This is a genomic window from Bradyrhizobium stylosanthis (genome assembly GCF_001641335.1).
Classification (GTDB): domain Bacteria; phylum Pseudomonadota; class Alphaproteobacteria; order Rhizobiales; family Xanthobacteraceae; genus Bradyrhizobium; species Bradyrhizobium stylosanthis.
Map to the genome: position 1 here is coordinate 1,419,254 of NZ_LVEM01000002.1, position 14,434 is coordinate 1,433,687.

At 63.4% G+C, this 14,434-nt stretch carries 12 protein-coding genes; 8 read left to right on the forward strand and 4 right to left on the reverse strand.

Features of this window, described 5'->3' with window-relative positions; all coding sequences use genetic code 11:
• Window positions 1–12 precede the first annotated feature (12 nt).
• Window positions 13–1,614, reverse strand: a complete 1,602-nt coding sequence (locus A7X65_RS18585; RefSeq protein WP_063687217.1) for a tetratricopeptide repeat protein — start codon at window positions 1,612–1,614, stop codon at window positions 13–15.
• A gap of 134 nt (window positions 1,615–1,748) precedes the next feature.
• Here A7X65_RS18585 and A7X65_RS41825 point away from each other — a divergent pair, with 134 nt between their 5' ends.
• From A7X65_RS41825 to drt5, 3 genes are all read left to right on the forward strand, one after another.
• Window positions 1,749–1,889 (forward strand): hypothetical protein, encoded by a 141-nt coding sequence (locus A7X65_RS41825; protein WP_156527868.1) that lies wholly within the window; start codon window positions 1,749–1,751, stop codon window positions 1,887–1,889.
• A gap of 4 nt (window positions 1,890–1,893) precedes the next feature.
• Window positions 1,894–2,163: a winged helix-turn-helix domain-containing protein gene (locus A7X65_RS18590; RefSeq protein ID WP_063687219.1), complete on the forward strand. Its 270-nt coding sequence runs from the start codon at window positions 1,894–1,896 to the stop codon at window positions 2,161–2,163.
• A gap of 368 nt (window positions 2,164–2,531) precedes the next feature.
• On the forward strand, window positions 2,532–4,076 hold the full coding sequence (gene drt5 / locus A7X65_RS18595; RefSeq protein ID WP_082884976.1) for an antiviral reverse transcriptase Drt5: 1,545 nt from the start codon (window positions 2,532–2,534) through the stop codon (window positions 4,074–4,076).
• 1,176 nt (window positions 4,077–5,252) lie between these two features.
• On the opposite strand, the gene A7X65_RS18605 is transcribed toward drt5, so the two are convergent.
• Window positions 5,253–5,738, reverse strand: coding sequence for a hypothetical protein (locus tag A7X65_RS18605; protein ID WP_156527869.1), 486 nt, complete (start codon window positions 5,736–5,738; stop codon window positions 5,253–5,255).
• A 344-nt stretch (window positions 5,739–6,082) separates the two neighbouring features.
• Between A7X65_RS18605 and purD the strand changes: the two genes are divergently transcribed.
• Together purD and A7X65_RS18615 are read left to right on the forward strand one after the other, a co-directional pair.
• On the forward strand, window positions 6,083–7,366 hold the full coding sequence (purD, locus tag A7X65_RS18610) for a phosphoribosylamine--glycine ligase (protein WP_063687226.1): 1,284 nt from the start codon (window positions 6,083–6,085) through the stop codon (window positions 7,364–7,366).
• 222 nt (window positions 7,367–7,588) lie between these two features.
• Entirely contained in the window at window positions 7,589–8,491 is a 903-nt protein-coding gene (locus A7X65_RS18615; protein WP_063687228.1) for an alpha/beta fold hydrolase, read from the forward strand.
• Window positions 8,492–8,637: 146 nt separating this feature from the next.
• On the opposite strand, the gene A7X65_RS18620 is transcribed toward A7X65_RS18615, so the two are convergent.
• Entirely contained in the window at window positions 8,638–9,096 is a 459-nt protein-coding gene (locus tag A7X65_RS18620; RefSeq protein WP_063687230.1) for a nucleoside deaminase, read from the reverse strand.
• 119 nt (window positions 9,097–9,215) lie between these two features.
• On the opposite strand from A7X65_RS18620, the gene A7X65_RS18625 reads away from it, so the two are divergent.
• Together A7X65_RS18625 and rsmD are read left to right on the forward strand one after the other, a co-directional pair.
• Entirely contained in the window at window positions 9,216–11,252 is a 2,037-nt protein-coding gene (locus tag A7X65_RS18625) for a pseudouridine synthase (protein ID WP_063687232.1), read from the forward strand.
• Between the two features lie 140 nt (window positions 11,253–11,392).
• Window positions 11,393–11,947 carry a 16S rRNA (guanine(966)-N(2))-methyltransferase RsmD gene (rsmD, locus tag A7X65_RS18630; RefSeq protein ID WP_063687234.1) on the forward strand — a complete coding sequence of 185 codons (555 nt, stop codon included), beginning with the start codon at window positions 11,393–11,395 and terminating at the stop codon, window positions 11,945–11,947.
• 99 nt (window positions 11,948–12,046) lie between these two features.
• On the opposite strand, the gene mutL is transcribed toward rsmD, so the two are convergent.
• Complete coding sequence (mutL, locus tag A7X65_RS18635; RefSeq protein ID WP_063687236.1) at window positions 12,047–13,861, reverse strand: DNA mismatch repair endonuclease MutL; 1,815 nt, start codon at window positions 13,859–13,861, stop codon at window positions 12,047–12,049.
• A gap of 240 nt (window positions 13,862–14,101) precedes the next feature.
• Here mutL and A7X65_RS18640 point away from each other — a divergent pair, with 240 nt between their 5' ends.
• Entirely contained in the window at window positions 14,102–14,419 is a 318-nt protein-coding gene (locus A7X65_RS18640; protein ID WP_063687238.1) for a ribbon-helix-helix domain-containing protein, read from the forward strand.
• The last annotated feature ends 15 nt before the right edge of the window (window positions 14,420–14,434 follow it).

The following is a 14,434-nucleotide window of genomic DNA, read 5'->3' on the forward strand; positions in this document are numbered from 1 at the left end:
TCTGAGTCATTGCTAATTCTGAGCCATGAACTTTCGCGCGGCCGCGAGGTCCTCCCGCGAGGAGTCGCCATTGCGCGCCATGTCGACGAGTTTCGCGTAGTATTTGCGCGCCGTCGCGGCGTCGCCCGCCTTCTCGGCGGCATGAGCGGCACCGATGATCGCGCCAAAACGGTTCGGCTCCTTGCGCATCGTGCTTTCGAACGCGACCAATGCCTCGGTCGCCATGCCGCGTTCGAGCAGCATGACCCCGTAAAGCTCGCGTGCCGGGGCAAGCGGTCCGGGCGTCACGATCGATTTTTCGGTTTTGTCTTCGGCATCGGCGGCAAGGCGCAACGCTTCCAACGCGTCCGCCTGCTTTCCCTGGGCATTGAGCTGCCAAGCGGTGGCGACCTGCCGCTGAATGTCGACGATCTCGGCCCAATAGGCGTCCTTGTCCTGCTGCAGCTTGTCCCGCAGCTCCGTCAGCTTGGCGATGTCCGCCGTTGCTGCATCTGCATTGCCGGAGCGCGCGGCGCCAAGGGCGCGGGCGAAATAGGTGATCGCATCGACATAGGCAAACCGGCTCGGCTCGACCTTCAGCGCGGCTGCGCCCTGCCAATCGCCGCGCTCGACCATATAGCGCGCCTGGCTCGCCGCTATCGCGTACGGACCGGCGCGGACGGCGGGCGCATAGCCCGTGGTCGCAACCATATCCGCGATGACGTCGCGGGCTCGGCTGTCCTGCGCGAGCTGGAGCAGGGCGTAGACCATATAGTCGTCGGCATGCAGCTGCTCGCTGGGGTCCTTGCCCTCCTTGGCAGCCTTGGCCGAACGGCTATTGGCGTCGATGGATTCGTTCCAGTAGCCGACGCGCGTGAAGATATGCGACGGCATATGCAAGGCGTGCGGCGCCGCCGGCGCGATCTCGGAATAGCGCTTGGCAGCGTCGAGACCTTGCTCGGCGATCGCCGGATAGTCGTAGAGGTGGATCAGGTAATGCGCGACGCCGGGGTGTCGCGGCTGGCGCTTGAAGATCGGCTCCAGGATGGCAGCGCCCTTGAGCTGGTTGGCATAGGTCTTGTCGTTTGGCGACGCCGTGACATTCAGCGTGATGGCGTAGGCGATCTGCGCCTCGTCATCATCGGGGTAGCGCGCGGCGACGGCTTCGGTTGCCTTGAGATAGGCCTGCGCGCGCTGGCCAAACGTCGTCTTTTCGTCGCCCGAATAGAAGGCCAGCAGCGCGTCGATATAGTCGCGTTCGCGTTGGCTCTTGGCGCCGAGTGCCTTGGCCTTCTGCAGCGCGGCGAGACCCTCGGTGAGGTTTTCCTTCGGCGCGGGGAAATGCGGATTATACAGCAGACTGAGGGCAATGCCCCAATAGGCGATCGCGCATTCCGGATCGGCCTGCAACGTTTCCTCGAAGATCTCCTTCGCGGGCCGGTACCAGAAGGAGTGCTGATAACGCATCCCGCGGTCAAAGCGGCGCTGCGCCACCTCGTTGCAGGTGGTCTGGAAGTGAACCTTGCCAAACTGCTCGTCGGTCCCGTCCTCCGCGCGAGCGGCAGGCATGGTACAGATCGAGCTCAGCATCGCGAGGGTGAAAAGGGAGACGGTTCTCAAGGCGAGCGCGCGCATCGGCCCCTCCGTGTCTGTTAGAAATAATCTGATCAGATGGCGCCGATGACGACCAGGGCGCCGAAGTTCGTCGTGCTGAAAATGACGATGGCAATTGTATTGCCGAAGGATTTGCCCATTCGCGATGCGAGTCAATGGGAACGGGCGGATTTGCCGTTAGGGCAGCAGGTCTGTCGGGCTCCATCCGTAGGCTGCGAGAGGCGTTTCTGCTCTGGATGGCCTTCGTCAACGGCGGCGGCCTGATCCTCGGCGGCCTCTGGATGCGGCGGATCTAGCGGGATGGCGGAGCTCGACGACATCATCCACCAGCCGCTGCGCCTGAAGATCATGGCGGCGCTGAACACGCTGCCCGTGTCGGCCGGCCTGGAGTTCTCGCGCCTGAAGAAGCTGACGGGCGCGACCGACGGGAATCTCGGCGCGCATATCGAGCCGCTGGCCAAGGCGGGCTACGTCTCAGTGGAGAAGGCGTTCGTGGGCAAGAAGCCGCAGACCACGGTCACCGCAACCGCCGCCGGCCGCGGCGCCTTCGCGCGGCATGTGGCGACGTGACAGGAGATCATTGCGGGGAAGCAGGGCTAGGCCATCGGCAAGACCGGTACAGTTGGGCGGGTCCGACAAACCAACGGCATCGGCATTGAAAATACTAGCAAGTTTGCGTTCACGCCCGGGCTTTTGTAGCTGCAATTTTCATTCTGCCAGATGTGTCTGCGAACCTAGGCCCGATGCAGCAACCATCACGCGGCGGTCCCTAGGGAGGGACCTCATCTCATTCCAAGCCTTTGAGATAGCCCTGCTTTTATCCGCCGCTAGCAGCACTATGTAGCGCTGCGCTGAGGCTACGACAACCCTTGAGCGATTGAAGAACGTAGGCTCTAACTCGACCGGTAGTTGGTCCTGCTGAAAACTGAGTCGCCGCAATGAAAAAGCCTTCGAAGACTGCCACCACCCAGCCCAAGCTACCTCCGACACGTACAGCACCTTCCCTACCACCAAAGCCGCCCTTCAACGGGAAATCATTTTTTCTGAACGACTTGGGCAAGACGCTATTCCCATTACGCACCAATAAGGTCTTAGGCGAGGCTGCGTTCGACAAGTTCGTCGAGTACGCCAAGTCAAACTCGGACCACTTCCTGCCGCAAAAGCGCGTGTTTGCAATGAAGCAGGGTGGACATCTCCGGCGCACCTTCAAGCTGGATCCGGTCGCCGAGATGTTCCTTTACGATCTTTTGTATCGCAATCGTCGCTTTTTCCGTCGCCCAACCAACAAGCAACGTGAGACGTTCGGCTACAATTTCAACGTAGGCGAACCGACAGAGGCCACCCTTTCCTATCGCGGCTTCAAGGGAGCAATGAGCCAATACAGAAAGACGTACGCCCACAGCATCTCGTTCGACGTCGCATCATACTTCAACTCAATCTATCATCATGATCTCGTCCATTGGTTTGAACGAATCGGAGCATCCTCCGAGGACGTCAGTGCGCTCGGCAGCTTTCTAAGAGAAATCAACTCGGGAAGGAGCATCGATTGCCTACCGCAGGGCCTTTACCCTGCAAAGATGATGGGTAACGCGTTTCTTGAGTTTGTGCAGCAGTCAGGACGATTGCAATCTGACGTGCTTATTCGCTTCATGGATGACTTCGTGCTCTTTGCAAACGACAAGGACACTTTGCTGAGCGATTTTTATTATGTCCAAGAAGCGCTGAGCGCAAAGGGCCTGTCAGTTAACCCATCCAAGACTCGATTGTTTTTGAAGGGGGATGACGAGATTGAGCGGGCCCTAGATGGAGTTAAAAAAGGACTTCTCAGAAAACGACGGAGAGTAGTGAGACGCGGGTACGATGAAGACGAAAGCGACGTCGACGAAGAGCTCAGAAATCTGACGAAAAAGGAAACGGAACTTCTAAGGGAGCTGCTCGCGAGGCCACATCTGGAGGAGGAAGACGCGGAACTCGTACTCTCGTTGATGGGAAATCACTCTGCGGACGTTCTTGCGAGGTTTGAGGATTTGTTGCGTGACTTTCCTCACCTGGCAAAGAGCATCTACCAATTCACTAAGTTCGTCCGCGACAAACCCTCCCTCTCCGCGATCATCGCCAAATTCGTAGCACAGAACAAAATCATTCCCGAATTCCAGCTCTTCTGGTTAGGAGTCATCCTTGAAGAGAGTCTATTGGCGACGAAGCAGGCAAGCGACATCGCTCACTCTCTCTATACACACCCATGGGCGACCCCAATCACGAGGGCTAAAGTTCTCGAGATAGCCGACCAGCGCTTTGGCCTCACAGAGCTTCGCGAGACACACCTGAAGGACGGCACCTCAGATTGGCTCGCCTGGGCTTCCGCTTGCGGCTCCCGAGTAGAAAAGAAGGCCGCAAGAAATTACAGCCTTAAGTATTTCAAGAATGCTTCCCCCATAAACAAGCTCATTGGTGAGGTGATAGCCGACTTGCCGCAGCAGTAGCCGCGGACGCCCGCCGCTCTACCTTGCGCAATCCGAGCACAATCCTTCGCCACGCCCGAGCTTGATTACGGTGGCAGTGCACTAAACGGTGTCAACTGACGCTATGGCTTTGGAATTTAGTGCACTGTCACCGTAATTCCCGTGCCAACCATGAAAGCAATTGTCGATGAGTTTGCTAGGAAGGCGCCCGTGCTTTGAGCCGACTATCCGTGTTGGCTGACCTAAGCGCCCTCTGGGGCGCAATTCTTTTTACGAAGGCGTCACGCGAGCTCGGAAGCTTCAAATAATACGATCAGAAATAACCGAAGTCCACTTGCGACTAAAATAGTGATTTCATGTGGTGGGACGGTTCCTGTGCTACGCGTGAGGTTCTGACCTTGTCGTTTGGGCGCTGAAATGTATGAATCGTACTTAAGGTAACGGAAGTCAGTGGTTGCTTTGATTCGCAAGGCCTGAGTTTGTAGTTCGAGTCAAGGGTCGTGCCGAACTAAAGCTTCATGAAGTGTAGCCGGGTAAGCGAGTGCTGATCGCTTAACACCGCAGGACAACTGAGAAGGTGCAACTCCGGGAGATGTCTTCCTGGAGAGGAGATCGGTTGTGCAAAGCTTGAGATGTTGTTGGAGGAGGGGTGAGCGATGGCTTGGGTAGAGCCGTGGCAGGAACTCTGCACGGCGCTCCCCTGGATCTCTCGTTTACGCAGTCGAGTTAACTGCGGCGCAATTCTCTAATGGTTAATTAGACCCTAATTTCTGGCGTGAAGCCTACGGGCACCCAGAAGAGCGGACAGGGTTCTAGATGGAGAGTACCGTGGCAAAGGCGGTATCGAAAAAGAGGAAAGTTGAGCCAGTTGAACCTGTTAAACGCGGGTTGGGCATCGGCCTGGCCGCGGTACTTCGGGAGTCGGAGACCGTACAGAGAGCGTTCGGCCCGAGGTGGGGCTTCGCACTGATGTTTACGGCAGTCCTGGCTACGGCAGGGGTACAGGCAACAAGCCTAGTCCTGCTGGCCAAGGGCGTGTCCAAGCTGTTCTAGACCTATCTTGCGGAGGCGGCGGATTAAGGTGACAGTGCACTAAACCATGTCAACGAGCGCTTTGGCCTTGGAATTCAGTGCACTGTCACCGCAATTCCTAATCGCTCAATGCTTGAACGCGTGCCACTGGGGCGCACCCTCCGTTCACTCCTGAGCCGCAAACAGCGTTGTGCCGAAGTCGGCTCTGACTATCAAAAAGCAATCGGACAAGGTGCTTTCCCGAACAAAAAGGGTAATACCCGCGCGAATGCCGAGGCCCATCATAGGCATGATTTTGTCGAATTGATTTGGATGTAGAAACAAGTTAGCGGATCGCTCGTCGAATTCATCGGCCTTGAAAATGATTCCAATGACACCGTCATTTTCTGTAACTTCGTCGAACGCCGCCGGCCACACCGTCGCGTCGAGCTTTGCTTGAGATGCCAAGCGGCCGTCTATCGCCAGCGATATACCAAACTCCTTTTGCACGACTTCCGCTCTGCCGGCCTGAAATTGATTATAGCGGCCAAAGGACGCCCTGCCCCTAATTGTTGCATGCCCGTGAGCGTCCGGACGAGTGTCCATAGCAATGAAACTTACATGAGCTTCTATCGCTCCAATGATGATAGAGCCTGACCAATCTAACGGCATTGACTATGGGTCTCCAACATCTTGCAGTCAGCCTGCGAATTGCGACTATAGCGCCGCATTGCGACGGGCGGCGATGACAATAGCCAGAGCACGACGGCAGCAGGCGAGCTGTAGCGAGGGCCAGGGCCGCTCGTTGCGCGTGGTAGGAGACGGCAGCGCGCCGGATGGCCATCCGGCGGCCTATATAGGCAGCTCGGCGACCCTGTTTTTCCGAAATTCTCCCACGAGGAAGAGGAGCGTCGCCACGCCCGAAATGACGTGGAGGGTAGGGTCGCCCCCCTTCACACCCGCCCCGATTCGTGCGACCTCCGCCCCCAGCAAAACCCCTCATCTCTGAGCCTTCGATGCACATTCTCCTGCTCGGTTCCGGCGGCCGCGAACATGCCCTGGCGTGGAAAATCGCAGCCTCTCCCCTGGTGACCAAATTCTGGTGCGCGCCCGGCAATGCCGGGATGGCGCGCGAGGCGGAGTGCGTGGCGCTCGATATCGCCGACCATGCGGCCGTGATCGACTTCTGCAGGACGAATGCGGTCGAGCTCGTGGTGGTCGGCCCGGAAACGCCGCTGGCGGCCGGCATCGTCGATGACCTCACCGCCGCCGGCATCAAGGCGTTCGGCCCGAACAGGATCCCGGCCCAGCTCGAAAGCTCCAAGGGCTTCACCAAGGCGCTGTGCACCGAATTCGGCATTCCGACCGGCGCCTACAAGCGCTTCACCAACGCCAATGACGCCCGCGCCTACGTCCAGAGCCAGGGCGCGCCGATCGTCGTGAAGGCCGACGGCCTTGCCGCCGGCAAGGGCGTCGTCGTCGCCAAGACCGTGCGCGAGGCCGAAGACGCCATCGCCATGATGTTCGAGGGCGCCTTCGGCGAGGCGGGCGCCGAGGTCGTGATCGAGGAATTCTTGCCCGGCCGCGAGATCAGCTTCTTCGCGCTGTGCGACGGCGAGACCGCGATCCCGCTGGCCTCCGCCCAGGACCACAAGCGCGTGTTCGACCACGACGTCGGTCCGAACACCGGCGGCATGGGCGCCTATTCGCCGACGCCGCTGGTCACGCCAGGGATCCACGACGCGATCATGGCGAAGATCATCCTGCCGACGGTCGCCGGCATGAAGCAGCGCGGCACGCCGTTCCGCGGCATCCTCTACGCCGGCATCATGCTGACGACGCAGGGGCCAAAGCTGTTCGAGTTCAACGTCCGCTTCGGCGATCCCGAGTGCCAGGTGCTGATGCTGCGCATGATGTCGGACATCGTGCCCGCCTTCCTCGCCGCCTGCGACGGGCAGCTGAAGAATTTCGATCTGCGCTGGCATCCGGAATCCGCGCTCACCGTGGTGATGGCGGCGAAGGGCTATCCCGGCGACTATCAGAAGGGCACGCGCATCGAAGGGCTCGACGACGCCGCAAAGGTCGAGACCGTCGAGATCTTCCACGCCGGGACGGTTGCGAAGGACGGCGCGATCCTCGCCAATGGCGGCCGCGTGCTCAACGTCTGCGCGCTGGGCAAGACCGTGACCGAGGCGCAGGCGCGCGCCTACCAGGCCGTCGACCGCATCAACTGGCCGGACGGCTTCTGCCGCCGTGACATCGGCTGGCAGGCGGTGGAAGCCGAGAAGGCCAAGGGCTAGGTCAGGAAAAGGCGGTCATTCCGGACGGCGCGCGGGCACGCGCCGGTCCGACAATCCCGGCAGTTTGCGCCTTCGCGCCGCCGCATCGACATTCCAGAAATGTGCAATGGGCTGTTGAGGTTAGCGGCCCCGTCTATAATACCGGTACTGTGCATGGGGTTGTTTTCGACATTTTGCTTTTGTCGGGGCGGCCCAGGACTGACCAGACAAGGATGCAGAAAGATGTCCGATCTCGCCGACCTCTATCCCGGCTTCGCCTCGGAGTGGATCAACACCTCCTTCGGCCGCATCTTCGCCCGCGTCGGCGGCAAGGGGCCGCCGCTGCTGCTGCTGCACGGCTTCTCCGAGACGCATGTGATGTGGCACCGCGTGGCGCCCGAGCTTGCCGACAGGTTCACGCTGATCATCGCCGACCTGCCGGGCTATGGCTGGTCGGACATGCCCGAGAGCGATGCGCTGCACATGCCCTACAGCAAGCGCGCGATGGCGAAGGCCATGGTGCAAGCGATGGAGCAACTCGGCCACGTGCATTTCGCGCTCGCCGGCCACGACCGCGGCGGCCGCGTCTCGTACCGCCTCGCGCTCGACCATCCCGGCCGGCTGTCGAAGCTTGCCGTGCTCGATATCCTGCCGACCTATAATTACTGGGAGCGGATGAACCGCGCCTATGCGCTGAAGATCTACCACTGGACCTTCCTCGCCCAGCCCGCGCCGCTGCCGGAGACGCTGATCTCCGGCAATGGCGAGTTCTTTCTGCGCTTCAAGATGGCGAGCCAGACCAAGTCGAAGACGCTGGATGCGATCGACAAGCGCGCGCTCGAGCACTACATCGCCCCGTTCCGCGATCCCGCCCGGGTGCACGCGATGTGCGAGGACTACCGTGCCGGGGCCTATTTCGACTACGACCTCGACAAGGCCGATTTCGAAGCCGGCAAGAAGATCACCGTGCCGATGCTGGCGCTGTGGGGCAATGCCGGCATCGCCCAGGCCGCGGCGACCCCGCTCGATACGTGGAAGCAGTGGGCGACCAATGTCGACGGCATGCCGGTGGATTCCGGCCACTTCCTCACCGAGGAGAACCCGGACGTGACGGCAAGGGCGCTGCGCGAGTTCTTTGCGGCTTGAGCCACACCGTCATTGCGAGGAGCCCTTGCGACGAAGCAATCCAGACTGCCTCCATGGAAAGATTCTGGATTGCTTCGCGGAGCCTGTCATCGGGCCGCGCTTCGCGCGGACCCGTTGGCTCGCAATGACGGGGAGGGGGCAGGGGTCTACCTCCGCTCCCGAAAAAACTCCCTGAGCAGCCGGGCCGCCTCGCTCTCGCCGACGCCGGAATAGACGTCCGGCGCGTGGTGGCAGGTCGGCGAGGCGAAGAACCGCACGCCGGACTCGACCGCACCGCCCTTGGGGTCGGCCGCGCCGTAATAGAGCCGCCGGACCCTTGCAAAGGAGATCGCGCCCGCACACATGGTGCACGGCTCCAGCGTCACGTAGAGGTCGCAGTCGACCAGGCGCTCGCTGCCGATCTTCTTCGCCGCCTCGCGCAGCGCGACGATCTCGGCATGGGCGGTGGGGTCGTGGTCGGTCAGCGTCCGGTTACCGGCGGTGGCGACGATCTCGTTGTCGCGGACCACGACGCATCCGATCGGAACTTCGCCCGATTTTCCGGCATTTTCGGCCGCCTGAAGCGCCAAATCCATGAAAGAGGGGGCTTTCAAGCCTCGTATCATCCGAAGAAACCTGCTAGTAGCTGCGCCTTCAGCAGAAGTGCTTATGAGTTTTGCCTGAGCATGCGGCTCGGAACGAGCGCGCATAATGCTTAACGGCCACCCCCTGAGTGAGATTATTCATGCCTCGCGACAGCGACAAAGACAACGATTCCCGCGGCCGGCGAGGCCCCCCCAAGGGTGGCCGCAGCGGCAAGCCGCGCGGCCCCGAGAAGAAGTTCGGCAAGCGCGGCTTCGAAGGCAAGGGCGATCGCGATAGCCGTCCGCCCCGTGGTGATCGCGACAGCCGCCCGCCTCGCGCCGACCGTGGGGACCGACCGTTCCGCCGCCGCGAGGAGGGGGATGCCCCGCGCCGCGATTTTTCCGATCGTCCGCGCTTCAAGCGCGAAGATGGTGAAGGCCGCGGCGAGCGCAGCTTCAAGCCCCGTGGTGACCGTCCGTTCTCGGACCGCTCCTCGCGCGATGGCGAGAAGCGGCCGTTCAAGCCGCGTGGAGATCGTCCGTCCTATGGCCGCGACGACCGTCCGCCGCGCAGCCGGGATCGCGATGACTCGCGGCCGGCCGGCCGGTCCGGCGGTGAGAGGAAGTTCGGCGACAAGAAGCCCTACGCGCCGCGTGGCGATCGCCCCGAGCGCAAGTTCGACGGCGAGCGGAAGTCTTCGCGCGGCGGCGACCGTGGTGACCGTCCGCGCGATCGCGGCGAGCGGAGCGATTCAAAGCCGTGGCAGAAGCGCGACGATCGTCCGCGCAGCGACCGGCCGCGCAAGAGCTTCGACAAGGACTTCGGCGGCCGCGATCGCGGCGAGGAAAAACCCTGGCGCCAGCGCGACGACCGCCGTGAGGGCGGCCGCGGCGAGGACCGTCCGCGCTTCTCGCGCTCGCGCGATGATCGTGCATCGGGCGATCGCCCCTTCCGCGATCGGCCGAAATTCGATCGGCCGCGCGACCGCGACAGCGAACGCGGTGACCGTCCGAAGTTCGATCGTCCGCGCCAGCGCCCGGAAGGCCGTATGGACTGGCAGGAGCATCCGCGCAGCGAGGGCCGCTTCCGCGACCGTCCGCGCCGCGACAACGAGGACGACAGCCGGATCTTCGAGAAGCGCCCCGCCTTCGGCGGCCGCGGCGCCTACCGCGAGCGCGATCGGGATTTCGAGGGCCGGCCGCGCCGCGACGACGCGCCGAAGCCAAAGAAGACGGGCGAGCGCATCGCCAAGGCGCTCGCGCGTGCGGGCCTTGCCTCGCGTCGCGACGCCGAGGAAATGGTCACGCAGGGCCGCGTCACCGTCAACGGCCGCGTCATCAACTCGCCGGCGCTGGATATCACCAAGAGCGACGTCGTTCTCGTTGACGGCAAGCCGTTGCCGGAGCGTGAGCGCACGCGGCTGTTCCTCTATCACAAGCCGCGCGGCCTGATGACGACGCATGACGACCCCGAGGGGCGTCCGACCGTGTTCGACAATCTGCCCGAAGGCCTGCCGCGCCTGATCTCGGTTGGCCGGCTCGACTTCAACACCGAAGGCCTGTTGCTGCTGACCAACGACGGCGGCCTCGCGCGCACGCTCGAGCTGCCGGACACCGGCTGGCTGCGCCGCTACCGCGTCCGCGCCCATGGCGATGTCACGCAGGCGCAGCTCGACGAGCTCAAGAACGGGGTCGAGATCGAGGGCGTCAAATACGGTCCGATCGAGGCGACGCTCGAGCGCGACCAGGGCGCCAATGTCTGGCTGGTGTTCGCGATCCGCGAGGGCAAGAACCGCGAGGTGCGTAACGTCTGCGCCCATCTCGGGCTCGAGGTGAACCGGCTGATCCGCGTCTCCTACGGCCCGTTCCAGCTCGGCGAGATCCCCGAAGGCCAGGTCGACGAGATCAGGTCGCGCGTGCTGCGCGAGCAGCTCGGCGACAAGGTGATCGAGAAATCGGGCGCTGAGTTCGACGTGCCGTCGAAATCCGCTGACCGCGTTGACGATCCGCCGAAGAAGCCCGCCAGCAAGCGCGCCGTGATCGCCGACCGCAAGGGCCGCCGCGTGCTGGTGCAGCGCACCGGCAGCGAGGAGGCGCGCGAGCGCAACGAGATGGAAGCGAACGGCTACGGCCCGCCGCGCCGTCCCAAGCGCGGCTACCACGGCAAGCGCGACCTGACGCCGCGGGATGGCGAGTAACTTTCAATGGTCGGGGCGAGGTCGATACCGAGCAAGAGGTCGTCATGGCCGGGCTTGACCTGGCCATCCACGTCTTGCTCGCGTCCACCAGTCAGGAACGTGGATGGCCGGGACAAGCCCGGGCATGACGGAGCCGTGTGATGCGCGTCGTTGGCGGCAGGTTGAAGGGGCGCAATCTCGCCTCACCGTCCTCGCGCGACATCCGCCCCACGGCGGACCGGTTGCGCGAGTCCGTGTTCAACATTCTCGTGCACGCCTATGACGATCCGATCGAGGATGCGCGTGTGCTCGATCTTTTCGCCGGCACCGGTGCGCTCGGCATCGAAGCCTCCTCGCGCGGCGCGAAGTTCACGCTGTTCGTCGACAATGGCGCTGAGGCGCGGGCGCTGCTGCGCAACAACGTCGAGTCGCTCGGCCTTGGCGGCGTGACGAAGGTCTATCGTCGCGATGCGACTGATCTCGGCCCCGCGCACCCGGTCGAGCCGTTCTCGCTGGTGTTCCTCGATCCGCCCTATGGCAAGGGCTTTGCGGAGAAGGCGCTCGCGTCCTTGCGCGATGGCGGTTGGCTGACGCCGGGCGCACTGCTGGTGGTGGAAGAGGCCAAGGCCGCGCAGTTCGCAACGCCGGAAGGTTTCGAGGAGCTGGAGCGGCGAGCCTATGACGACACGGAGTTCGTGTTTTTGAAGAAGCCGTAGCCGTAGGATGGGTAGAGCGCAGCGAAACCCATCAAACCACCCGAATAGGACGAAGGTGATGGGTTTCGCTGCGCTCTACCCATCCTACACGGCCGGAACTCACCTCCGCCCGAACAGCTTCTCCACGTCGCTGAGCTTCAGCTCGACATAGGTCGGCCGGCCGTGGTTGCACTGGCCGGAGTTCGGCGTCTCCTCCATCTCGCGGAGCAGGGCGTTCATCTCCTCGGGCCGCAGCCTCCGTCCGGCGCGCACGGAGCCGTGGCAGGCCATGGTCGCCGCGACATGCATCAGGCGGCGTTCGAGCGGCAGCGCTTCATCCCACTCGGCCATGTGCTCGGAGAGATCGCGTAACAAACCGCCCGCGTTGGTCTTGCCGAGCAGCGACGGCGTCTCGCGCACGGCGACCGCGCCGGGGCCGAAGGATTCGATCGCTAATCCAAACGAGGCCAGCTCCTCGCTGCGCTCGAGCAGGCGCTCGACCGTTGCCTCGTCCATCTCGACGATCTCGGGGATCAGCAGGATCTGCCGCTGCACGCCGTTGGCGGCCAGTGACGCCTTCAGCCGCTCGTAGACGATGCGCTCATGCGCGGCGTGCTGGTCGACGATGATCAGGCCGTCGCGGGTCTGCGAGACGATGTAGGTCTCGTGGATCTGGGTGCGCGCGGCGCCGAGCGGGCGATCGACGAGGTCGGCCGCCGGCTGCGTCTCGATCCGCACATCCGCGCTGGGCGCGCCGACGTCGAATGCGGCCTGGGCGCGCTCCGCGAAAGCAGGCGCGGCCGCGCCGTCGAACGACGGCATCGGCGCGACAGGGGCGGACGGCGAGGCGCGCCAGTCCCAGCTCGCGGGGCGCTGCGGCGTGAAGGCGGGACGGAACGAGGACAGTGCGCTCTCGCCGCTGTTGGCGGCGGTGCGGCGGCCTTCGCGCGCGAGGCCTTCCTTCAATCCGTGCACGATCAGCGCGCGGACGAGGCCGGCATTGCGGAAGCGCACCTCGGTCTTGGCCGGATGCACGTTGGCATCGACCTCGCGCGGGTCGAGCGTGACGAACAGCGCCAGCACCGGATGGCGGTCGCGCGGCAGGTAGTCGGCATAGGCCCCGCGCACCGCGCCGAGGATGAGCTTGTCGCGGACCGGGCGGCCGTTGACGAAGAGATATTGCCCGAGCGCATTGGCTTTCGTCAGCGCAGGGGCGGCTGCATAGCCCGAGACGACGACGCCCTCGCGTTCGGCATGGACCTCGAAGGCATGGCTGCGGAACTCCGCCCCCAAGATGTCGCCGAGCCGGGTCAGGCGGCCGGCGGCGCCGGGCAGGGCGGCGGCCCAGGTCACCGGCGCGCGCTCCTCGCCTGCGAGGGTGAAGGCGACGTCCGGCCGCGCCATGGCGAGGCGACGCACGACTTCGCGGATGGCTTCCGCCTCGGTGCGGTCGGTCTTCAGGAACTTCAGCCGCGCGGGCGTCGCGTAGAAGAGGTCGTTGACCTCGACCCGCGTGCCATGCGCCAGCGCCGCCGGCATGATCTCGGACTTCTCGCCGCCCTCGACATTGAGTGCCCAGGCATGCGGCTCGCTGGCGTGCCGCGTCGTGATCGACAGCCGCGCCACGGAGCCGATCGAGGGCAACGCCTCTCCGCGGAACCCGAGCGTGCGGATCTGGAGCAGGTCCTCGTCGTCGAGCTTGGACGTTGCATGGCGCTCGACCGCGAGCGCGAGGTCCTTGGCGGTCATGCCGCTGCCGTCGTCGGTGATGCCGATCCGCCGCCGCCCGCCGCCGTCGGTGAAGACGTCGATCCGGCTGGCGCCGGCATCAATCGCGTTCTCGACCAGCTCCTTGACCACGCTCGCGGGCCGTTCGACCACCTCGCCGGCGGCGATGCGGTTGACGACCTGTTCTGGCAATTGGCGGACGGGCATGAGGCTTACGATCTGGATTCGCTGACGGCGCTATTCTAGGCCGTGTTGCGTCAAAAGCATGTGTTGGGCAACAGGGTCGTGGCCGCCTGGGGAAGAGGGATGCCTATCACATTGAAGACATTGGGCGTTCGAGAAAATCGCGCAGCCGGGAGGGGCGGGCGTTCGGATACCGTCCTGATTGTGGGGTGCCGGGCCGCGGTGTAGCATCGTGAAAAAACGGCAACAGGACGGGAGGACGCCATGTGCCATCTCTTCGCGCACCAGCCCCAACGCGACTACGAATCCCAGACCCGCTCTTTAAGGATCGGCGGGCACTGCACCTCGATCCGGCTTGAAATGGCGTTCTGGGACACGCTGGAGGAGATCGCGGCCAAGGAGGGCATGAGCCTCGGCAAGTTCCTGACCACGCTCTACAGCGAGGTGCTCGACCATCACGGCGAGGTCAACAATTTCGCGTCGCTCCTGCGCTGCTCGTGCTTGATCTATCGGTCGAAGAGCATGGTGACGGTGCCGGAATTCAAGGCGACGGTGGCGCCGATTCTGGATGCGGCGGAGTAGCCATTCCAACAAGAG